The organism is Protofrankia sp. Cas3, assembly GCF_963555955.1.
Classification (GTDB): Bacteria; Actinomycetota; Actinomycetes; order Frankiales; family Frankiaceae; genus Protofrankia.
In genome coordinates this window covers 1-21926 of the sequence record NZ_CAUVXP010000102.1, presented here as the reverse complement: position 1 = coordinate 21926, position 21926 = coordinate 1, and the positions used below count along the sequence as shown (strand labels likewise).

At 68.2% G+C, this 21926-nt stretch carries 21 protein-coding genes and 1 pseudogene; 4 read left to right on the top strand and 18 right to left on the bottom strand.

Annotated elements, in window-relative coordinates; all coding sequences use genetic code 11:
• A pseudogene (locus U9983_RS18025) lies at nt 1-185 on the bottom strand (HNH nuclease); the annotation flags it as partial.
• A 61-nt stretch (nt 186-246) separates the two neighbouring features.
• The gene (locus U9983_RS18020) at nt 247-1125 is read right to left on the bottom strand and encodes a class I SAM-dependent methyltransferase (protein ID WP_322755152.1); all 879 of its coding nucleotides are present in this window, start codon (nt 1123-1125) and stop codon (nt 247-249) included.
• Between the two features lie 92 nt (nt 1126-1217).
• On the opposite strand from U9983_RS18020, the gene U9983_RS18015 reads away from it, so the two are divergent.
• Entirely contained in the window at nt 1218-1709 is a 492-nt protein-coding gene (locus U9983_RS18015) for an OsmC family protein (protein ID WP_322755151.1), read from the top strand.
• 193 nt (nt 1710-1902) lie between these two features.
• Here U9983_RS18015 and U9983_RS18010 read toward each other — a convergent pair whose 3' ends face one another.
• The 9 genes from U9983_RS18010 to pafA form a co-directional block, all read right to left on the bottom strand.
• Nucleotides 1903-2385: a peroxiredoxin gene (locus U9983_RS18010; protein WP_322755150.1), complete on the bottom strand. Its 483-nt coding sequence runs from the start codon at nt 2383-2385 to the stop codon at nt 1903-1905.
• A gap of 91 nt (nt 2386-2476) precedes the next feature.
• On the bottom strand, nt 2477-5299 hold the full coding sequence (locus U9983_RS18005) for a DEAD/DEAH box helicase (protein WP_322755155.1): 2823 nt from the start codon (nt 5297-5299) through the stop codon (nt 2477-2479).
• A gap of 166 nt (nt 5300-5465) precedes the next feature.
• A complete protein-coding gene (gene tatC, locus U9983_RS18000; RefSeq protein WP_322755149.1) occupies nt 5466-6467 on the bottom strand; it encodes a twin-arginine translocase subunit TatC in 1002 nt (333 codons plus the stop codon).
• 42 nt (nt 6468-6509) lie between these two features.
• Complete coding sequence (gene tatA, locus U9983_RS17995; RefSeq protein WP_322755148.1) at nt 6510-6833, bottom strand: Sec-independent protein translocase subunit TatA; 324 nt, start codon at nt 6831-6833, stop codon at nt 6510-6512.
• 177 nt (nt 6834-7010) lie between these two features.
• On the bottom strand, nt 7011-7229 hold the full coding sequence (locus U9983_RS17990) for a hypothetical protein (protein WP_322755147.1): 219 nt from the start codon (nt 7227-7229) through the stop codon (nt 7011-7013).
• A gap of 9 nt (nt 7230-7238) precedes the next feature.
• The gene (locus U9983_RS17985) at nt 7239-8237 is read right to left on the bottom strand and encodes a WYL domain-containing protein (RefSeq protein WP_322755146.1); all 999 of its coding nucleotides are present in this window, start codon (nt 8235-8237) and stop codon (nt 7239-7241) included.
• Nucleotides 8234-9247 carry a helix-turn-helix transcriptional regulator gene (locus U9983_RS17980; RefSeq protein ID WP_416211432.1) on the bottom strand — a complete coding sequence of 338 codons (1014 nt, stop codon included), beginning with the start codon at nt 9245-9247 and terminating at the stop codon, nt 8234-8236. The genes U9983_RS17985 and U9983_RS17980 overlap by 4 nt, the downstream gene beginning before the upstream one ends.
• A gap of 44 nt (nt 9248-9291) precedes the next feature.
• Nucleotides 9292-9924, bottom strand: a complete 633-nt coding sequence (locus U9983_RS17975; RefSeq protein WP_322755144.1) for an FKBP-type peptidyl-prolyl cis-trans isomerase — start codon at nt 9922-9924, stop codon at nt 9292-9294.
• Between the two features lie 13 nt (nt 9925-9937).
• The gene (gene pafA / locus U9983_RS17970; protein WP_322755154.1) at nt 9938-11296 is read right to left on the bottom strand and encodes a Pup--protein ligase; all 1359 of its coding nucleotides are present in this window, start codon (nt 11294-11296) and stop codon (nt 9938-9940) included.
• Between the two features lie 115 nt (nt 11297-11411).
• Here pafA and U9983_RS17965 point away from each other — a divergent pair, with 115 nt between their 5' ends.
• Entirely contained in the window at nt 11412-12185 is a 774-nt protein-coding gene (locus U9983_RS17965) for a dienelactone hydrolase family protein (protein ID WP_322755143.1), read from the top strand.
• 31 nt (nt 12186-12216) lie between these two features.
• Here the strand turns inward: U9983_RS17965 and prcA are convergent, their stop codons facing one another.
• The 5 genes from prcA to arc form a co-directional block, all read right to left on the bottom strand.
• On the bottom strand, nt 12217-12975 hold the full coding sequence (gene prcA, locus U9983_RS17960) for a proteasome subunit alpha (protein WP_322755142.1): 759 nt from the start codon (nt 12973-12975) through the stop codon (nt 12217-12219).
• Nucleotide 12976: 1 nt separating this feature from the next.
• Nucleotides 12977-13756, bottom strand: a complete 780-nt coding sequence (gene prcB / locus U9983_RS17955; RefSeq protein WP_416211431.1) for a proteasome subunit beta — start codon at nt 13754-13756, stop codon at nt 12977-12979.
• 189 nt (nt 13757-13945) lie between these two features.
• Complete coding sequence (locus U9983_RS17950; RefSeq protein ID WP_322755140.1) at nt 13946-14170, bottom strand: ubiquitin-like protein Pup; 225 nt, start codon at nt 14168-14170, stop codon at nt 13946-13948.
• A gap of 328 nt (nt 14171-14498) precedes the next feature.
• A complete protein-coding gene (gene dop / locus U9983_RS17945; protein WP_416211430.1) occupies nt 14499-16016 on the bottom strand; it encodes a depupylase/deamidase Dop in 1518 nt (505 codons plus the stop codon).
• A 353-nt stretch (nt 16017-16369) separates the two neighbouring features.
• Complete coding sequence (arc, locus tag U9983_RS17940) at nt 16370-18175, bottom strand: proteasome ATPase (RefSeq protein WP_322755139.1); 1806 nt, start codon at nt 18173-18175, stop codon at nt 16370-16372.
• A 120-nt stretch (nt 18176-18295) separates the two neighbouring features.
• Between arc and U9983_RS17935 the strand changes: the two genes are divergently transcribed.
• Nucleotides 18296-18625 (top strand): ferredoxin, encoded by a 330-nt coding sequence (locus U9983_RS17935; RefSeq protein WP_416211429.1) that lies wholly within the window; start codon nt 18296-18298, stop codon nt 18623-18625.
• 27 nt (nt 18626-18652) lie between these two features.
• On the opposite strand, the gene U9983_RS17930 is transcribed toward U9983_RS17935, so the two are convergent.
• Complete coding sequence (locus U9983_RS17930) at nt 18653-19603, bottom strand: tRNA (adenine-N1)-methyltransferase (RefSeq protein ID WP_322755137.1); 951 nt, start codon at nt 19601-19603, stop codon at nt 18653-18655.
• Complete coding sequence (locus U9983_RS17925) at nt 19600-20787, bottom strand: site-2 protease family protein (RefSeq protein WP_322755136.1); 1188 nt, start codon at nt 20785-20787, stop codon at nt 19600-19602. The genes U9983_RS17930 and U9983_RS17925 overlap by 4 nt, the downstream gene beginning before the upstream one ends.
• A gap of 150 nt (nt 20788-20937) precedes the next feature.
• Here U9983_RS17925 and U9983_RS17920 point away from each other — a divergent pair, with 150 nt between their 5' ends.
• A complete protein-coding gene (locus U9983_RS17920) occupies nt 20938-21879 on the top strand; it encodes a PD-(D/E)XK nuclease family protein (protein WP_322755135.1) in 942 nt (313 codons plus the stop codon).
• The last annotated feature ends 47 nt before the right edge of the window (nt 21880-21926 follow it).

Below are 21926 nucleotides of genomic sequence, written 5' to 3'. Positions count from 1 at the left end.
AGCCGCAGTGCCGCCATCGTGGCCAGCAGCCGTTCGCCGTCCTCCAACGCGGCGAGCAGCTCGGTGTCCGACAGCGACCACACCGTCGCCTGCGCCAGGGCGTCCACGCCGGTGGCGACCGCGTCCAGCCCGGCGAGCAGCGGATGCTCCCGGCCCGGGCGGGCGGTGGCGGCGGCGCTCTGCATAGATCAACGATAACCCGAAATGCCCACAAAGTCGAACATTTGTTCGTACCGGATGTGCATATCAGCCCCTGGCCTGCACGGACCGAATCCCTTCGGCTGGGCAGTTCTTCGTAGCGGTGAGACTGAACAGCACGGGGAGGTCCTGGTCCCATACCTGGAGCCGCCATCGTCCGTCATCGCCGAGGGCGAAAACCCCGGGGCGATCGTCGCGGTCGGTGGACAGATGTTCGTGGAGCAGTTCGAGCCGCAACCCCGCGCCGGTGAGCGCGGTGACGATCTCGCCAAGCGAGTGTGCCCACTGGACGGTGGTCTGGGCGCGCAGAACTGCCGCCGGGTTGGCGTAGGTGCTTTCGCTGGATGTGCGGTGGGGTCCGTCATCGGCATAAGGGAAGTCGACTACCAGGGGGTCACGCTGTTCGATCATCTGGGCCAGCGGGTGCATGTCAACGACGACCAGATGCCCCGTTGGGCGTAGCGCACGGGCTGCGCTGCGGGCCCAGAGATCGAGGTCACCGATCCAGGTGAACACGCCGTAGCTGGCCACCACCAGGTCGAACGCATCGCCCAGATCGGCGGGCAGGTCGAGAACGTCGGCCTGGACGAACGTCGCATCAATGCCGGCCTGCGCGGCAAGGAGCCTGGCCCGTCCGATCGCGACATCGGAGAAGTCCACCCCGGTGGCCCGGGCGCCGAGTCGAGCCCAACTGAGGGTATCCAGACCGAGATGGCACTGCAGGTGGAGCAGGTCACGGCCGGCGACGTCGCCACACAGTCGCCGTTCGGTCCCGCGCAGCGAGCTGGAGCCGGCGAGAAACCCCGCCATGTCGTAGTAGCGGTCCTGACCATGCACCGACGCCCGCTCGTTCCAGTTCGCGAGATTGAGCTGCCGAGCCCGCTCCCATCCATCAGCGGCAGAAGCCTCCGTCTCACCCGTGTGCATGGGATGACAGTATTCTGATCTCCGCTGGTAGACGTTGATCCTTTGATCGGATGGGTCTCGGCGGCGGTTTCCTTCCACCGGAGGAGAGCCCCATGAATCAGCACGAACAGCACCGCTACCGGGCACATTGCCATTGGGACGGATCCACCGCGGCCGGGTACGCTGCATACAGCCGTGAGCATCGTGGCGAATGCCCGCCCGCCGAGGCAACCGTTCACCTCAGTGCGGATCCGGCGTTCCGTGGCACGCACGAGCGTCTCAACCCCGAGCAACTCGTCGTCCTCGCGGCGTCGTCCTGTCAGCTCCTGTCGTTCCTGGCTATGGCAGCCCGGGCAGGGGTCGACGTCCGCCGCTACGACGACGCCGCAGAAGCGGTCATGTCTCACGCGGCTGAACCCATTGGCCTGACCCACATCTGGTTGCGGCCGAGAATCGTGGTATCGGGAGACACCCCGGTCGAGCGGCTCCATGCCCTGGTGGAGCAGGCACACCGTGAGTGCTATATCGCCAACAGCCTGCGTTGCGAGGTCAGCGTGCGGCCAACCTTCGTGCACCGACCCGGCGGTACCGGCGACGCCGGATGAGGTGGCGTTCCTCGAAGCGGAGCTGAAGCGTCTTGCGGACGCAGAACCTGACGCCGGGCAGGTTGTCACCTGGCACATCCGCCAGCTGGCCCTGTGCTCCGGAGAATCAGGCGCTCTGGAACACAAGGCCGCTGTCGACGAGGTGACTGAGCGCGACCGGCACTGGGGGCCGGCAAGAGGGACGGTGGCGTTCCTACAGGTGGCTCAGGACCGACTCGCAGGAGCTCACGTCCACACCTGGTCCGGACTCGACGTCCAGACGGGTGATCACACCGTTGTCGATGACGGCGGCGTAGCGCTGTGAGCGCTTCCCCAGACCGAAGCCCTGGCCGTCGAACATCAGGCCCATGGCTTCGGTGAACTCGCCGTTGCCGTCGGCCACCATGATGATCTTTTCGTCGGCGCCACGGTCACGGGCCCACGCCTGGAGCACCCACGCGTCGTTGACTGCGACGCAGGCGATGGTCTCGACGCCTTTCGCGGTCAGCTCGTCCGCGTGTTCGACGAAGCCGGGCAGGTGCACCCGCGAGCAGCCTGGTGTGAACGCACCCGGTACGGCGAACAGCACCACCTTGCCCCGGCCCAGCAGCTCGCCGCTGCGCACTGCCGTAGGACCGTTCTCGGTCATGATCCTGACTTCGACGTCAGGGATCGGGTCACCGACCTTCACCGGCATGTTTACTCCCTTTAACAACTTTTTTGACGACCTTCGGATGTTAACGACCTTTAGCTCCGTCTCATCCTATTTCGGTCATCGCGCCAGAGGGTCACAGGGAGATGGAGTAGGCGACAACCCCGCGGCGCACGGCGTCGAGCGCGCCGTGCGCGGTGTGCCGCACGTGCGAGCCCTCCGGCGCGACCTGGGCGATCTGATCGAGCAGGTCGATGAGCTGGCGCATCCAGCGGACGAAGTCCCCGGCGGTGACTTCCAGCCCGGACTCGGTGAGGACCTTCGCCAGCGACAACCCGGACGCCCAGCCGAACGAGACCCAGACGAATCCGGGCTCGGGCAGGCGCAGAAAGTCGAGCTGGTGCTCGGCCTCGACATCACGTAGCCGGCCGGCGAGGCGGGTCGTCGCGGCCAGCGCCTCCCGCAGCGCCGGATCACCGGGGATCTTCGGCGTGGCCGCGTCCTCGCCGCGAGGTTCGTAGACCAGGGTTGACACGGCCGCGGCGAGCGCGGCGGGCGACAGGTCGTCCCAAACGCCGGCACGCAGGCATTCCGCGACCAGCAGGTCCTGATCGGTGTAGATACGGCCCAACACGCGGCCGGTGCTGGTGACGGCGTCGCCGCGCAGGTAGCCCAGGGCTTCCAGGGAGGCACACACCCGGTCGAAGATTTTCGCGACGGTGTTCGTGCGGCCGGAGATCCGTCGCTGCAGGGCGTCGGTCTCCCGGCGGAGCTTCGCGTGGCGTTCGATCACACGCAGGTGCGCTTCTCTGTCCGGGCAACCGTGCACCGGATGGACCCGCAGCTCACGGCGCAGCCGGGCGAGGTCCGCGTCGTCAGCGGCGGCGGCCCGGGTCCGCGCGCGGCGTCCCACCTCAGGTGGGATCTCGACGTTGTGCAGGGATGAGGCGAGGTCACGTCGGGACTGCGGCGAGCGCGGATTGAACGTCTTGGGGACCCGTACCCGCGCCAGCGCCTCCACCGCCGTGGGAAAGTCGAGCAGCGACAGCCGGCGGACCTGCCGGTCGACCGTGAGGACGACCGGGCGGGGGTCGCCGTTTGCGCCTCCGACCCCCGGGTCGAGCACGACCGCCAGCCCGCTGCGCCGGCCCGCCGGGACACGCACGACATCGCCGACACGCAGCCGGTTCAGTGACTCGACCGCCTCGGCACGACGCCGCGCACTGCCCTCCCGTGACAGCGACGCCTCACGGGCTTTGATCTCCTCACGGAGAGCCGCGTACCGCTCCACCGAACCCTGCGTACACGCCATGGCGGCGGCCAGTTCGTCGAGCGCGCCGTCGTTGCGGCGGACCTGACGGGCCAGACCGACGACCGCGCGGTCGGCCTGGAACTGCGCAAAGGACGACTCAAGCACGCTGCGGGCCTCGGTCCGTCCGAGCCGCCCGACGAGATTGACCGCCATGTTGTACGACGGGCGAAACGACGACCGCAGTGGATATGTACGGGTCGACGCCAGCCCGGCGAGCGCGACCGGGTCGAAACCGGGCTGCCACAGCACGACCGCATGTCCCTCGACATCGATCCCCCGGCGGCCGGCCCGCCCGGTGAGCTGGGTGTACTCCCCCGGGGTGATGTCGGCGCGGGTTTCGCCGTTGAACTTGCTGAGACGTTCCAGCACGACCGTGCGTGCCGGCATGTTGATCCCGAGGGCGAGGGTTTCGGTGGCGAACACGGCGCGTACCAGGCCGCGGACGAACAGGTCCTCGACGACCTCCTTGAAGGTGGGCAGCATTCCGGCATGGTGCGCGGCGATCCCGCGTTCCAAGCCTTCCAACCACTCCCAGTAGCCGAGGATGCGCAGATCATCCGAGGGGATGCTCGCCGTACGTGACCGCACCTGCTGGCGGATGGCGTCCCGCTCATCCAGGGATGTCAGTGTCAGGCCGGCACGCACACAGGCGGCGACCGCGGCATCGCAGCCCGCGCGACTGAACACGAAGGTTATCGCCGGGAGCAGCCCGGACCGGTCCAGCTGCTTGATGACATCAGGCCGGCTCGGAGCCCAGACGCGGCGCTGCGGTGGCGTGCCCGCTGTGCCGCGACCCGGGCCGCCACCGGGCCGGCCGCGTGGTACGTCGGGACGGCGGCCCTCCTCCCGGGCCAGGCGCACCAGGTCCGGGTTGATCCGCCATCGGGTCGCCGATTGCATCGACGGCCCGCCTGTTGGGCTGTCCCGTGCCGCGTCCCGTATCTCGTCCCGCGCGTCGTCCCGGGCGTGCAGCACGTCGTCCACGGACAGCGGACCACCATTGACGAACAGGTCGTGCATCTCCCGGTCGGCCAGGACGTGCTGCCACAGGGGCACCGGACGGTGCTCGCTGACCACGACCCGGGTGTGCCCGCGCACCGTCACCAACCAGTCGGCGAACTCCTCGGCGTTGCTCACGGTTGCAGACAACGACACCAGCTGGACCCGCTGGGGAAGATGGATGATCACTTCTTCCCACACGGCCCCGCGCTGGCGATCGGCAAGGTAGTGGACCTCGTCCATCACGACGAAGGCGAGCCGGCCGAGCCGGTCACGGCCGGTCGGCTCGGCATAGAGCATGTTCCGTAGGACCTCGGTGGTCATGACGACCACCGGTGCATCCGGATTGCGGGAGGTGTCGCCGGTCAGGAGGCCGACCGCGTCGCTTCCGTGGCGGGCGACGAAGTCGGTGTACTTCTGGTTCGACAATGCCTTGATCGGTGTGGTGTAGAAGCAGCGTTGGCCCCGGGCGAGCGCGAGGTGGGCCGCGAACTCGCCGACGATCGTCTTACCGGCACCGGTGGGAGCCGCAACCAGGACGCCCTCTCCGGCTTCGAGGGCTCCGCATGCTTCACGCTGAAAAGGGTCGAGGCCGAACGGATACCCGCCCAGAAAGTCGGCCAAGGCGCTGGGCATGGCCTGCGGCATGGCCTCGGGGCCTGGGGAGCCCGCGGGCGCGGTGGACACTTCGTCAGCGTACGGGACCGCCGGCCCGGCGTTCTCCGGAGGCAGAGGAGGATGCGGACGCCCACCCGGCCAGGTCGCCGGGCGGGCCCGGATCGGCTGCCGGGGGTCCATGGCCGAGTGACGTCGGTCAGGTGACGTCGAGGTGGGCCGCGTTCGACGGCGTGCCGCCGGCGCCCACGCCCGTTCCCACCGGATCACCGATGCTGGAGCGCTCGACCGGCAGCAGTCGGTCGTCCGAAAGATCCTCGGACGGCGGCAGGTCGTCAAGCCCGAGCGGTGAGGTCTCGTCGTCGTCGAGGTCGGCGTACGGAGAGGCGTCGTCACGGCGCGCCTTACGCCGGTCATTAAGCCAACCGATGATGAGCACGACCTCGTACAACAGGCACATCGGCAGGCCGAGAGCGATCATCGTGAACGGGTCCTGGCTCGGCGTGACCACGGCGGCGAACACGAACACGAGGAAGATCTCGGGACGCCGCCACGAGCGCAGCTTGTCCGTACTGACCACACCAGCGAGGTTCAGCATCCCGACCAGGAGCGGTACCTCGAACGACAGCCCGAAGACGACCAGCATGGCGATGACGTAGCTGAGGTATTTGTTGACGTCAAGCAGGCTGACCAGGCCGTCCCCGCCGAAACCGAGCAGGAGTTGGAGGCCCTTGCTCAGCGTCAGATAGGCGAGGTAGCCGCCGAATGTGAACAGTCCCAGGGAAGCGCCGACGAATGCCAGCGACCAGCGCCGCTCGTTTCGGTGCAGGCCGGGCGTGATGAACGACCACAACTGGAAGAGCCAGATCGGGGCCGAAACCACGGCCCCGGCGATCATCGAAATCTTCAACCGAATCATGAAGGCGTCGAGGATGCCGAAGAAGAACAACTGGCACTCTCCGCCGCCGGCGCGGGATTTTGCCGGCAACGCGCAGTACGGCTCCTTGAGGATGTCGAAGATGCGCGGCTCGAGGACGAAGCAGACGACGGTGGCGATGGTGAGCGCGATCAGTGCCTTTGCCAGCCGGTCGCGCAGCTCCCGAAGGTGCTCAGTGAGCGACATCCGGCTGTCTTCGACGGTCCTGGTACGGCGGAACTGCACCGCCTGTACCATCCGCCGCGGTGTGGGCAACCGGGGCACGGGCGGCGACTCCTGCTCCTGGACGAGAGGTCGGTGGATGTGTCAGTGCTGGGAGACGTCGCCCGCCGTGACGGCCTGGCCGTTGGCCGACGAGGCGACACCCGCTGCCGGCTGCTGGGCCGGCTTCGGAGCCACGTCCGTCTGGCCGGACTCGATCGGACGTGGCGCAGGTGCAGCCTGCGGCTGGGCCTGCGGCTGCGCGGCGGCGGCGGTCTGGTCGTCCTGGGTCAGACCCTTGGTCTCGGCCTTGAAAATGCGCAGGGACCGTCCGACGGAGCGGGCCGCGTCGGGCAGCTTCTTGGTTCCGAACAGCAGGATGACAACAAACGCGATGATCAGAAGCTCGGGGGTACCGAGATTGGCCATGGCATGCGTCCTTCGCTTCGATGTCCGGTCCCGACGACCGGCGCGCGCTTGATGCTACGTCGGCTTGATGCTACGTCGGCTAGCGTGGCCTCGTCAGACAACGGCCCGATGTTGCGCACATGACGGGCTCATAACCAGGACCTGTCGGCTGGTGGCCGGCCCGCACGGCATGGCTGATCAGGCCGATACCCGCTCGCTGAGTTTCGCGGTGACCTCGGCGGCGTCGAGCCGCGCAGTCAATGCCGCCGTCTCGTCGGCGAGGCCGGACAGTCGGTTCTGCAGCTGTGCGACCTCGGCGTTGACCAGGCGTACCCGACCGAACAGGCGGTACGCCAACGCACCGAGCGCAACGAACGTCAACAGGATGAGACCACAGTCGATGAGCAGCCAGAGCACGCGATCAACCTACTCCGCTGTCGGTCGGGGTCGAATGCCGTAGGCCGCCAGAGCCCGGACGGCGACATCGTGGATCTCGGTCGCCAGCTCCGCCGGTTCCACCAGCCGCGCCTGGTCCCCAAGACCCAGTACCAGTCTGCGCAGCCAGCCTGTCTCCGACACCCGCAGCTCGACCAGCAGGTACCCGGCGTCAAGCTCCCGCTGGGACTCGACCGGGTAGTAGTCGGCGACCCACCGGGCCCCTGGATGCAACCTGAGCACGGCCCGACGGTCGTACGGTCCGGGTTGGTAGAGGCTCTCGGCGCTCTCGCGCGGTGTCGCCTCGGGCGGGGGCGCGGCCGGGATGTCCAGAACAGTGACCCCGTGGGAACCGTCTATCCGGTCAAGTCGGAATATCCGGACCGCCTTCGACCGATGGCACCAGCCCTCCAGGTACCAGCGGCCGTCCCGGGCCAGGACCCGCATCGGATCGACATCACGCTCGGTCATTTCGTCGCGGGACCAGACCAGGTACCGAAGGTGCAGCCGCCGTTTGCGGGTGACGGCGTCCTGGACGACGCGCAGGACCTCGTCCTGGGCGTCGAGCTCGACCCGGACCCGGTCGGCCGGCAGGGCGCCGACCGCCTTCTCCAGTTTCGCCACCGCACGGTCGAGGGCGTCGCGGGCGGCCAACCCGGGAACCTCGGCGAGTGTGCGGGCCGCGACGACCAGCGCCATGGCCTCGTCCGCCGACAGCCGCAGTGGCCGGTCAAGGGTCTGCGGATCGAGCACGGTGACCCCGTCGGCGGAGTAGCTCAGGTCGATGAGGTCACCGGGCGCGCCGCCGGGCACGCCGCAGACGAACAGCAGGTCGAGATCGTCCCGGAGCTGTCGTACAGTGATCCCGAAGGTCGCGGCGGCCTCCCCGAGGCTGACACCCGGGTGCGCCCGCAGCCATGGCACCAGAGCGAGCAGCCGGCTCAGTCGATCGGTCGTGGATGCCGTGGACGCGTTCGTGGGCGTGTTCACGATGTCCCCGTCCCCGTCCCCGGTACGGCGTGGATCCGGGCCGCGTCGGCCAACCGGCGCACCACCTCGTCGCGCAGCTGTCGTGGTCGAACCACCAGCACGTCATCGCCGTACCCCACCACCCAGCGGGCCAGGCGCTCGGTGTCGGAGTAGTCGATCTCCACGATGTCCATCCCGTCGGTGTCCGCATCCGCCCCGGCCACGGGGGACAGCGCGCGGGCGTGGCGACGCAACGCGTGGCCGGTCCCCGGCCGTATCCGTAGCACGGCGGTACGGATGCGCTCCGGTAGCGCGGACGCCGACACCAGTGCCCGCAGGTCGACGGTGTCGGGCATCCGAACCACCCCGGGCGGCCCGACCGGGCGCACCGTGCCGGTCACCCTGGACAGCCGGAACACCCGGGCCGCGGCCCGATCCCGGTCATGGCCGGCCAGATACCAGCGTCCCCGCCAGGACACCACTCCCCACGGCTCGACCCGGCGCTCGCTCGAACCGGTCTCGGTCGGCTTGCGGTAGGGAAAGCAGATCGCCTGCCCTGCCTGGACCGCGGCGAGGCATGGTGCGAACGCCGGTTCGGTCGTGCCGACGCGGGGTTCCAGACCATCCGGGCCGGGGAGCGTACGGGTCCCCCCGGCCGCGAGTTTGAGCAGCGCGCTCGCGCTCGCGGCCGCAAGCGACGTGCTCGACCACAGCCGGGCGGCGAGTCCGAGAGCGGCCGCCTCATCCGGGTCGAGGGAGATCTCCGGCAGTGCGTAGTCGCTGCGCCGGATGCGGTACCCGACATCGTCGCTGAAGAACGAGTTCGTTCCGGTCTCCAGTGGGATGCCGATGTCGCGCAGGTACTGCTTGTCCCGTTCGAACATCCGGCGAAACGCCTCTTGCTCGTCCGCGGATTCACCCGGGGCGAAACCGTCCACGAGCTCGCCGATTTCAGCGACGGTGAGAAACCGCGATGTTGCCATCAGGCACATCGTCAGGTTCAGCAGCCGTTCCAACCGCCGACGGGACACCGTACGAGGCTAAGTGGTCGGCGCCGGACGTTGTTCGGGGGGTGTCAGCGGGTCGTCGCCTGTGTCGCCGTCAGCCCGACGAGGTCCACGACGAAGACGAGGGTCGAACTGGCGGGGATCGGTCCCTGCGCTGTGGCGCCGTAGCCGAGGCTGGGCGGGATCACGATCTCCCGGCGGCCGCCGATCTTCATGCCGGCGATGCCCTGTTGGAAACCGGGGATGACACCGTTGAGTGGGAAGATCGCGGCCTGTCCGCGGCTCCAGCTGGAGTCGAATTCGTCGCCGGTGGTCCACAGCGTGCCCACGTACTGCACCGACACGGTGCTCTGCGCGGAGGCGGCCGCACCGGTACCGACCACGAGGTCTCTGGTGACCAGCGTGGCCGCAGGCGTGCCGGAGCCAGCCGCGATCGTCGGCTTGGCCTTGAGATCGGTCGCGCCGGTGACCGCGGGCAGGCCGGCGCTGAGGGTGTCCGCCACCCGTACGGGCGCGGCTTTGGTCCCGTCCGGCGCGGTCGACGTGCTGCAGGCGGCGAGTGCGGCGGCCAGCAGGACCGCTGAGAGCGCAGCGGACAGGTATCTGGCCGCGGCCGGCGCGATGATCGCTTTTCTCGCGCGGCCGGCGGCCTGCGCAGTGGAGAGACAGACGCCCCGGGTGGGGCGGCGAAGGTCGGTCACAGGTAGGTGGTCCTCACATACTGGCGATGAGCTTGTCGACTCGGTCGTCGACGGAACGGAAGGGATCCTTGCACAGCACCGTGCGCTGAGCCTGGTCGTTGAGTTTGAGATGCACCCAGTCGACCGTGAAGTCACGCCGTTTTTCCTGAGCCCGCTTGATGAACTCACCACGCAGCCGCGCCCGGGTGGTCTGCGGCGGGATGGACTTCGCCTCGAAAATGTCAAGGTCACGACTGACCCGCTCCACCAGCCCGGCCCGCTCCATCCGGTAGTACAGGCCGCGCTGGCGATGGATGTCGTGGTATTTCAGGTCCAACTCGGCGATCCGTGGCGAGGCCAGGGACAGACCGTGCCGATGACGGAACCGGTCGATCAGCACGTACTTCGTCACCCAGTCGATCTCGCGGGCGACCAGCTCCAGGTCGTCGGTCTCGATCGCGAGAAGTGTCCGGCCCCACAGGTCCAGAACACGTTTGGCGACCGCGTCCCCGCCGCGGCGCTCGACGAACTCGACCGCCTTGCCGAAGTACTCACGCTGGATCTCCAGAGCGCTGGCTTCACGACCGTTGGCCAGTTTGATCTTGCGCTGGCAGGTCATGTCGTGGCTGACCTCCCGGATCGCCCGGATCGGGTTTTCCAGGGACATGTCCCGCAGCACCACGCCCGCCTCGATCATGCGCAGGACGAGGTCGGTCGAGCCGATCTTGAGCAGGGTGGTGGTCTCGCTCATGTTGGAGTCGCCGACGATCACGTGTAGGCGCCGGAACCGTTCGGCGTCCGCGTGCGGTTCGTCCCGGGTGTTGATGATCGGACGGGATCTGGTCGTCGCCGACGACACCGACTCCCAGATGTGTTCCGCGCGCTGTGAGACGCAGTAGACCGCGCCGCGGGGGGTCTGGAGCACCTTGCCCGCCCCGCACAGGACCTGCCTGCTCACCAGGAACGGCACCAGGACGTCCGCGAGCCGGCTGAACTCGCCGTGTCGGCCCACGAGGTAGTTCTCATGGCAACCGTAGCTGTTCCCAGCGGAGTCGGTGTTGTTCTTGAACAGGTGGATGTCCCCGGCGATGCCCTCCTCGCGCAGTCGTCGTTCCGCCTCGACCAGCAGCCCCTCCAGGATGCGCTCGCCGGCCTTGTCATGGGTGACGAGATCGGGAACGGAGTCGCACTCGGGGGTGGCGTACTCGGGATGGCTGCCGACGTCGAGATAGAGCCGGGCGCCGTTCTTCAGGAAGACGTTGCTGCTGCGACCCCAGGACACGACACGTCGGAACAGGTACCGCGCCACCTCGTCCGGTGACAGCCTGCGCTGCCCACGAAAGACACAGGTGACGCCGTACTCGTTCTCGAGGCCGAAGATGCGGCGATCCACACCGACGACCCTATGCTTCGTGCGCGCCACGGTGTGGCCGGACGCCCGCACCGGCACGTTCGTCGCGGTGGCGGCGGTATGTTCGAATGGGCCGGCCGCGGGCAGGATGGCGGCCATGACGTTGGAGACCAACCAGTTGGACACCAACCAGCCGAACACCGGCCGGTTGCGGACCGTGACGACGGTGGGTGGCGTCGCTACGGCGACCGTGGTCGCGCCGGCCGCGGACGACCCGCCGTACGGCGGCGTCATCGTGGTTCACGACGCCCGGGGCATCACGCCTTACCTCACCTCGGTCTGCGAATTGCTGGCACAGGCCGGCTGGCTCGCCGTCGCGCCGCATCTCTACCACCGGGACGGCATCGCCGAGGTCGACCCGACCGGTGGCTGGCCCAGCGCGGGCACGCAGATGGGCACCCTGACCGGTCCGGGCATCGTGGCGGACACCGACGCATGCCTGGCCCACCTCGCGGACAACGGCTTCGGCCCCGAGCGGACAGCGGTGATCGGCTTCTGCATGGGTGGGACGGTGGCGCTGTTGACCGCGACCCGGCACGCCATGGGCGCGGCCGTGTCGTTCTACGGCGGTGGCGTGAGTACGCCGTACTGGGACGGCGTCGCACCATTGCTGGACATCGCACCCTCGTTGCGTACGCCCTGGCTCGGCCTCTACGGCGAGGACGACGCGCTGATCAGCCAGGCGGAGATCGAGGCATTGCGGGCGGCGGCCACGACGGCGGCGGTACCGACCACGCTGATCAGCTACCCCGGCGCCGGGCACGCCTTCCACAGCCACGACCGGGCTGCGGTCCACCGACCCGAGGCGGCGCAGGACGCCTGGAACAGGACACTGGGTTGGCTTCGCCGCAGCCCCGCCGGGGTCGGATGACAGGACTGCGGCACGCGTCAGATGAGTGTCCCTACTGGTTGTCCTGGTTGTCCTGGTTGTCCTGGTTGTCCTCGTTCTCGTCTGCGGTTTCGGCGAGCAGGACGTCGAGTTGCGCGCCGGAGATGCGCTTGAACAGCCGGCGGTTGCGGGTGCGGTCGAGCATGGCCACCTCAAGGTTCGCCGACGACAGGGTGCGGTCGCCGTTACCACCCGCGGGCGTGCCGGCTCGCAGCGCATTCGCGGCCACCCGCAGTGCGGTGGCGAGCGGCTGCCCGTCGGTGTGGTGTTCCTTCAGCGAGGCATTGACCTGTTCGGACTGCCCGCCGATGGCCACGAACCCACGTTCGTCCGCGATTGACCCGTCGTAGGTGAGCCGGTAGATCTGATCGTTCCCGGCCGCCGCGCCGACCTCCGCGACGACGATCTCCACCTCGTACGGTTTGATGCTGTCGGTGAACAAGGTGCCCAGTGTCTGGGCGTACCAGTTGGCCAGCGCCCGCCCGGTCACGTCGCGACGGTCGTACATGTAGCCGCGGACGTCCATCATGCGCACACCCGCGGTCCGCAGGTTCTCGAACTCGTTGTACTTGCCGACCGCGGCGAACGCGATCCGATCGTAGATCTCACTGATCTTGTGGAGGGTCGACGAGGGATTCTCGGCCACGAACAGGATGCCGTCGGTATAGGTCAGCACCACGACACTACGGCCGCGGGCGATGCCCTTACGGGCGTACTCGGACTTGTCCCGGACCAGTTGTTCCGGGCTGGCATAGCCGAAGGGCATGGTCATGTCAGCCTCCCGGGTTCGTCATGCGGTCGGCGACGACGGCCTCGACGACAGCGCCCACCTCGTCGTCGGGGAAGCGGCGGAAGCCGTCTGCGGTCACCGAGGCGACCACCGGGTAGAGCCGGCGGATGAGGTCGGGGCCGCCGGTCGCGGAGTCGTCGTCGGCGGCGTCGTAGAGCGCCTCGATGCACACCCGCACGGCCGCCTGCGGGGTCAGGTCGGCCCGGACGAGTTTCTTGAGCGCACCGCGGGCGAAGACCGAGCCGGAACCGATTGCCTGGAAGGAACTGTCCTCGGCCCTGGAACCGGTGATGTCGTAGGAGAAGATCCGTCCCCTGCCGGCGTCGAGGTCGTAGCCGGCATACAGCGGGACGACCGCGAGCCCCTGCAGAGCCATGCCGAGATTATTTTTGATCATGAACGACAGGCGGTTGGCCTTGGCATCCAGGCTGAGAGTGGAACCCTCGATCTTCTCGTAGTGCTCGAGCTCGACCTGGTACAGGCGGATGAGGTCCGCGCCGATCCCGGCCGTGCCCGCGTACCCGACGCAGGAGTACTCGTCGGCGTGGAACACCTTCTCGACGTCGCGTTGTGCGATCACGTTCCCCATGGTCGCGCGGCGGTCACCGGCCATGATCACGCCGCCGGGAAACGCCACCGCCACGATCGTCGTGCCGTGGGTCACCTCGGTGACTGCGACCGGCAGCCGCTCGCGTGCGCCCGGTAGCAGATTGGGTGCAGCCGTGGCCAGGAACTCGGTGAACGACGACGTTCCCGGTGTCATGAACACAGACGGTAGACGCCCCGCGGCTCCCGCTGGATCAGCCACAAATCCCCCTTCAGATAGTCGATTGTTCGGGCCAGCACGAGGCTGTCTGGGGCCTCCGGGCGCGCGCGAAGAACCATGATCGCATATGCCTTCGGCCTACCTGCTGGTCGTCGGTGAGGTTACCGATCATTCAAGAAGAGCTGCCTACTCCCCCCCTTTTTGTACGTAGCCCTTCACGAACTCCTCGGCGTTCTCCTCGAGTACGTCGTCGATCTCGTCGAGCAGGGAATCGACGTCCTCGGACAGCTTCTCGTGCCGTTCCTTGAGGTCGCTGGCGCTGGACTCCTCGACCTCGACCTCGACCTCGTCGGTCTGGTCCGTCCGACGTCCCGAGCGCTGCTGACCCCCGCCAGTGTCCTTGGTAGCCATGAGACCCTCCTTCGATCGTGATGGAGCGACACTATCCCCGGGCTCCGACATCCTGAACCGTTTACCGCCGCCGCCGACCGCACCATGGCGGTGGCGGTAAGCGGTGGCGAGAGTGCGGGGCCGCGTGAGAGCCCCACTTCATCACGATCCGGGCCGCCCGTCGCGACGTCCGCCCACGGCGCAACACGCCCATGGTCACCGCCCGCGCCCCCGCACCAGCGCAATCCCCCCGGCCGAGGGTTGCGGCGAGCGGTGTCCGCCGCGGGGCGTGGGGGGTGACGCGATTGAAGATCCGCCGGACCGGCCCTCGGACCGGCCCTAGAAGGCCCTAGCCCTTGGCGAGCGCGTCCACGAGGTCCAAGGCGGTCGGGCAGCGTGCCAGCAGCTCACCGACATGCGCCCGGGTTCCCCGCAGTGGCTCCAAGGTGGGTACCCGCTGCAGGGAGTCACGCCCGACATCGAAGATGACCGAGTCCCACGACGCGGCGGCGACCTGCTGGGGGTACAGCGCCAGGCACCGGCCGCGGAAGAACGCCCGGGTGTCGTGCGGGGGCTCGGTCATGGCGCGGACGATCTCGGCCTCGTCGAGCAGCAGGTCGACCCGCCCGCGGGCCGCCAAGCGGTTGTAGAGGCCCTTGTCGGGCCGTACGTCGGAGTACTGCAGGTCGACCAGCTGGAGACGGGGAGCGTCCCAACCGATGCCGTCACGGGCTCGGTAGCCCTCCAGGATGGCGAGCTTGGCGACCCAGTCCAGCTCCCGGGAGCAGTTCATCGGGTCATCCTCAAGGCGCACCAGGACCGACTCCCAGCGCGTCAGCACATCCGCGGTCTGGGCGTCCAGATCGGTGCCGAAGCGGTCCTCGACGTACTTGCGGGCCTGCTCCAGATACTCCATCTGCAGCTGGACGGCGGTCATCTTCCGGCCGTCCCCGAGCGTCAGCAGGTGGCGCAGGGACGGGTCGTGGGAGACCGCACGCAGGCCGGTCACGGGATTGTCGACGGTCAGGTCGACGTCGAGCCAGGAGTCCTCGATCATCGCGAGGACGAGAGAGGTGGTCCCGATCTTGAGATAGGTCGAGATCTCGCTCATGTTCGCGTCGCCGATGATCACGTGGAGGCGGCGGTACTTCTCCGGATCCGCGTGCGGCTCGTCCCGGGTGTTGATGATCGGGCGCTTGAGGGTTGTCTCCAACCCGACCTCGACCTCGAAGAAGTCGGCCCGCTGGCTGAGCTGGAAACCGGCCTGGCGGCCGTCCACCCCGATGCCGACCCGCCCGGCGCCGCACACGACCTGTCTGGAGACGAAGAACGGGATGAGATGGCGGACGATGTTGCCGAACGGCGTGGAGCGGGCCATGAGGTAGTTCTCGTGGCAGCCGTAGGAGACACCCTTGTTGTCCGTGTTGTTCTTGTACAGGTGTACGGGCATCGTGCCCGGCACCGACAGCGCCCGTCGTGCCGCCTCGGCCATCACCCGTTCGCCGGCCTTGTCCCACAGCACCGCGTCGCGAGGGTTGGTCACCTCGGGCGTGGAGTACTCGGGGTGGGCGTGGTCGACGTAGAGGCGCGCACCGTTGGTGAGGATGACGTTGGCAAGCCCCAGGTCGTCCTCGTTGGCAGGTGCTGATGGATCGGCCACGGGTTCGCGAGGAAGCTCGAAGCCACGCGCGTCGCGCAGCGGTGACTCCTCTTCGAAGTCCCACCGAGCCCGGCTGCCGCCGGTTGCCTGTCGGTTGGCGTAGGAGTTGACCACCAACGACGAGGCAAGCATCTGGTTGGTGGTTGGCTGACCGGGCACCGACACGCCGTACTCGGTCTCGGCTCCCATGATCCGGCGAACGCTCACACCCTCAGCGTAGGTGCTTTGAGCCCACGCCGAGACCTGGACCCGATGGGTGACGCCCCACGACAGCCCGGCGGATCCTGCGAAAGCAGGCCGAGTAGTGCGCTTCCAACACCCTACGAACTGCCAACTGCGCTGGTCCGGGGCCTAGGGCCGGCCCGATGGATCTTTGATCGCCCGGATCGATGCCCAGCAGCATCAAGGCCCGGCAGCGGAGATCCCGGGACCCGCAGTGGCGATCGGGGGGAGCGCGGGAACGCCGACGGCGGGGAGGGCGCAGGGACATCCCCCGCCCTCCCCGCCGTCGGCGCACAGTCCGGGCGCGCCGACGCCCGGACTTCCACGGCAAAGATCGATTACAGGTACTGGCCCGTGTTGGCGATCGTGTCGATTGATCGGCCCGCCTCGGTGCCCTTGGTGCCGGTGATGAGCGTGCGGATGTAGACGATCCGCTCGCCCTTCTTGCCCGAGATGCGTGCCCAGTCGTCCGGGTTGGTCGTGTTGGGCAGGTCCTCGTTCTCCTTGAACTCGTCGATGCAGGCGTTGAGCAGGTGCTGCATGCGCAGTCCCTTGACGCCTCCCTCGATGAGTTGCTTGACCGCCATCTTCTTGGCCCGGGCGACGATATTCTCGATCATCGCGCCGGAGTTGAAGTCCTTGAAGTACAGGACTTCCTTGTCGCCGTTGGCGTAGGTGACCTCGAGGAAGCGGTTCTCCTCCGTCTCGGCGTACATCCGCTCGACAACCCGCTGGATCATGCCCTGACAGGTCGCCTCCCGGCTGCTGCCGTGTTCAGCGAGATCCTCCGGATGCAAGGGGAGGTCCGGCGTCACGTACTTGGCGAAGATGTCCTTGGCCGCTTCGGCGTCGGGACGTTCAACCTTGATCTTCACGTCCAGTCGTCCCGGCCGCAGGATCGCCGGGTCGATCATGTCCTCGCGGTTGGACGCGCCGATCACGATCACGTTTTCCAGCTGTTCGACGCCGTCGATCTCGCTGAGCAGCTGTGGGACGATCGTGTTCTCGACATCTGAGGACACCCCGGACCCGCGGGTCCGGAAGATCGAGTCCATCTCGTCGAAGAACACGATCACAGGCATGCCCTCGGACGCCTTCTCACGCGCCCGCTGGAACACCAACCGGATCTGCCGTTCGGTCTCGCCGACGTACTTGTTCAGCAGCTCCGGACCCTTGATGTTCAGGAAGAAGGCCCGTCCGCTGCCCTGGCCGGTCAGGGCCTCGACCTTCTTCGCGAGCGAGTTGGCCACCGCCTTGGCGATGAGTGTCTTGCCGCACCCGGGCGGGCCGTAGAGCAGGACACCCTTCGGCGGCTTCAACTTGTGTTCGAGGAAGAGGTCCTTGTAGAGGAACGGCAGTTCGACGGCATCGCGGATCGACTCGATCTGACCCTTGAGGCCACCGATCTGTTCGTAGCCGATATCCGGGACCTCTTCGAGCACCAACTCCTCTACCTCGGACTTGGGGATGCGCTCGAAGGCGTACCCGGACCGGGTCTCGACCAGCAGTGAGTCACCGGCCCGCAGTCGCCCGTCCAGCAGGGGCTGGGCGAGCATGACCACGCGCTCCTCGTCGGTGTGGCCGATGACCAGGGCTCGGTCGCCGCTTTCCAGGATCTCCTTGAGCAGGACGATGTCACCGTGGCGTTCGAACGCACGTGCGTCGACGACGTTGAGCGCCTCGTTGAGCATGACCTCCTGCCCGGGACTCAGATCGACGACACTGACGTTCGGCGACACCGTGACCCGCAGCTTGCGGCCCTGGGTGAACACGTCGACGGTGCTGTCGTCGTACGACCCGATGAAGATCCCATAGCCGCTGGGCGGCTGGGCGAGTCGGTCAACCTCCTCCTTCAGCGCGATGATCTGATCGCGAGCTTCGCGTAGCGTGGCCACGAGCTTGTCGTTCTGCCCGCTGACACCGGCGAGATCCGCCTGTGTCTCAGCCAATCGTTCCTCGAGGGCACGGACCTGCCGCGGGGATTCGTTGAGTCTCCGTCGCAGCATGGCCACCTCCTCCTCGAGGAAGGCGACCTGAGTTGTGAGCTCGTGCACTTCCTTCTCGTATGCCGACGCTCGTGAATCTCCATCACCTGGACGACCCGAGCTCCCACCGGAGCCAGAGCCCGAACGGGGACCGGACACCGCGCCTCCACCTCCCCCGTGCTGACCGGGACGCACCCAACACTACCGTTGTGACCGCCGCTGGCACGCCTGTCTGACGACTACGAGCCTGCTTTGCCGTAAACAGCGAGTTACGGTGCCATGGTGACAGAAGATCGGAGCTCTGTGGCAACGCCCACGAATCTCACCGAAGCAGCGATGGCGTCGACGTTGCGGGTACGCATCGACCAGGACGCCTGTACCGGGGACGGGCTCTGTGTTCAGCTTGCCCCGGCCGTCTTCGAGTTCGATGTTGACGGTCTGGCCTACGTGAAGGGGCCGGACGGGCAACTGCGCACAAAGACCGGCGAATCGGTGCCGGTGCCGCTGCCGCTCGTTGACGACGTCATCGCGGCCGCGGACGACTGCCCGGGCACCTGCATCTACGTGCAGCGCCCCGATGGCACCCTTGAGGCCGGACCGGGCGTCTGAGGTCTGCTGCGGCTCGTGCGTCCCGTGTCAGGAATCCGACAGCATGACATCGACGGACGCGACATCGACGGACGCGACATCGACGGAATCGGGCGGCGGGGACGCCTGCTCGCCCGGTTCGGGCCGGGCACCCTTGGCGGGCCGGCGCCGCCGCGGTGGCGGGGTGACCCCGTCCGCGAGCCGCCGGGCCGTCACCAGGAAACCGGTGTGACCGACCATCCGATGATCCGGGCGTACGGCCAGGCCGTCCACATGCCAGGTGCGCATCATCGACTCCCACGCGGCCGGTTCGGCGAACGTCCCGTACTCGCGCAGCGCCTCGACCACCCGCCCGAGCTGGGTGGTGGTGGCCACGTAGGCGCAGACGACCCCGCCGGGCACCAGCGCGGCGCTCACCGCGTCCAGCACGTCCCACGGGGCCAGCATGTCCAGCACCACCCGGTCCATGTCCCGTTCGGCCGCCTCGGCCAGGTCGCCCACCCGCAGTGTGTGGGCGGGATGCGGCCCGCCGAAGAAGGTCTCGATGTTCTTCTGGGCGATCGCGGCGAAATCGGGCCGCCGTTCGTAGGAGACGAGGTGTCCGGTGTCGCCGACAGCCCGCAGCAACGAGCATGACAGTGCTCCCGAACCCACGCCGGCCTCCAGCACCCGCGCGCCGGGAAAGAGGTCGGCATAGGCCACGATCTGCGCGGCGTCCTTGGGATAGACCACGGCCGCGCCGCGTGGCATCGACAGGACGAAGTCGCTCAGCAACGGGCGCAGCGCCAGATACGGCGTTCCACCCGTGCTTGTCACGACCACGCCCTCCTCGCGGCCGATCAGGTCGTCGTGCCCGATCGCACCGGCGTGGGTGTGGAACTGGCGGCCCGGCTCCAGCAGGACGGTGTGGCGTCGCCCCTTGGGGTCGGTCAGCTGGACACGATCGCCCTTGGTGAATTCGCCGCGACGGTGTGCCGCGCCGGTCGGCGGCAGGTTCACTTTCCGGCCGCCGATCTGGCTGCGCTCGCCGGGTCGATGCGGGCGACCAGGTCGACCATGGCGAGGACACCGACGGGGCGTCCGTCCTGCGTCACCAGGTACTCGGACGCGGGTGTGCTGCGCACGGCTGCCAACAGATCTTCGCCTTCCAGTTCGGCGGCCAGCACCATGCCGGGTTCGAGCGTACGGCTGACCTCGTCCACGGTCATCCACGGCCGGCGGTGTTCGGGTAGGGCGTCCACGGCAGAGCCGTTCATGACCTTCACGGGTGTCCCGGCGGAGTCGACGACGGCCACCGCGCTGGCCCCGAGCTCGCGCGCCTGCGCCAGCGCCGCCGCGAGCGGTACGGCAGCCTCCACCGGTAGCGTGCGGCGCGCGAGCCGGCCGGCGGACACCCCTGGCAGGCGCATCCGGAGCTGTGCCTGGCGCAACAGTTGATATGCCCCGATACCGATGAACGCGCTGATGCCGAGCAGGTAGACACCGCCGAAGTCACTACCAGGAGCGACCAGGCTCCACAGCGCCAGCAGGCCTGCGACCACGAAACCGCCGTAGGCGCCGACCTGGATGCCCCGGAGCTTGTTCTTGGTGACGCCCCAGACCGCGGCCACGACCAGCCGGCCTCCGTCCAGGGGCAGCCCGGGCGCGAGATTCAACACGCAGAACGCAACGTTGGTCACGGTGAGGTCGAGGATCACGACACCGGGCTGCGTGCCGCTGTCCACCACCGTCAGCACGGCGAAGCCCACGGCCGCGAGCAGACCGTTCATGGCCGGGCCCGCGCCTGCCACCAGGAATTCGCGCACGGGTGTCTGCGGTTCGGGTGAGATCTCGGTGAACCCGGCGAATCCGTGCACGGTCACCGCCCGTACCCCGAGGCCGAACCCGAGCGCGACGAGGCAATGGCCAAGCTCGTGGACGACCAGGGATGCCACGAATCCGGCCGCGGTGATGGCGGCCAACAGGTACAGGCGATCGTCGGCGACATCGGGCAGGCGGTCGCGATTGGGGCCGATCAACAGCCAGCAGATGATGACGGCGAACACGAGCGCCAGCGGAGACAGGTACACCGGCACGCCGCGGACCCGCCCGATCAGCAAGCCGGGCGCGCGACGAGGCTGCTCACCGCCGCTGCCCGCAACGGGAGGGCGCTCACGGTGGACCTGGTCAGGCTGATCGGCCATGTCTGCGATGCTACGGCTTCCCCCGGATAGCGGCTCCGGCGATCGCGCTCGATCGGGTTGGCGTCGGGTGGGGGCTCCGCCGCGATCCGGGGACCCCGAGCTCCAAGGCTGTGGCCGGATTGTCGGAGCGGCCGCCTATGGTCCCAAGCCATGAAGCCATCCGTGGTAGGTGCCGACACATCCGCTGGGCAGGCCGCGTCCGATGGGCAGGCTCCGTCTCCGGCGGGCGAGATTCGCATCGTCGGCTCGCTTTCGCCGTCGCGGGCGGGCGACTTCATGAGCTGTCCGCTGCGCTACCGGTTCCGGGTGGTGGACCGGCTGCCCGAACCGCCGAGTTCAGCCATGGTGCGCGGAACGGTCGTCCACTCGGTGCTGGAACGGCTGTTCGACCATCCGCCTCCCGAGCGCACGCCGGCCGCTGCCGAAGCGCTGCTGGAGCCGGCCTGGCGCGATCTGCTCGCCCGGGAACCGGAACTCGGCGGGTTGTTCGCGGACGACACCGAGCGGGCGGCATGGATGGATTCGGCCCGGGTGCTGCTCGCCGGGTACTTCAGCCTGGAGGATCCGGCGCGTCTCGCACCGGCCGCCCGGGAGCTCTACGTCGAGCACGTGCTCGCATCCGGGGTACGCCTTCGCGGGTACATCGACCGTCTCGACGAGGCGAGGACCCCCGACGGCGTGGCGCTGCGGGTCGTCGACTACAAGACCGGGCGCGCTCCGGGACCGGCGTTCGAAGGCTCGGCGCTGTTCCAGATGAAGTTCTACGCCTACCTGGTCTGGCGGATCCGCGGCGTGGTCCCTCGTGAACTGCGGCTCTACTACCTCGGGGATCGCAGCTGGCTACGGGTCGTACCCGATGAGGCGGATCTGCGGGCGACCGAACGGAAGATCGACGCGCTGTGGTCCGCGATCAACCGGGCCCGTCGCACGGGTGACTGGCGGCCGACCCCGAGCAAGCTGTGCGACTGGTGTGACCACAAGGCACGGTGCCCCGCATTCGGTGGCACGCCGCCGCCGCTGCCCGCACCCGATGGCACGGCCGGCGTGGGGGCTGATGAGCCCGCGCCGCCGGTATGTGAGGCAGCTGGATGACAGCCGGGTGACAACGGTGTGTCGGTGTGGGTTGACTCGGTTTAACG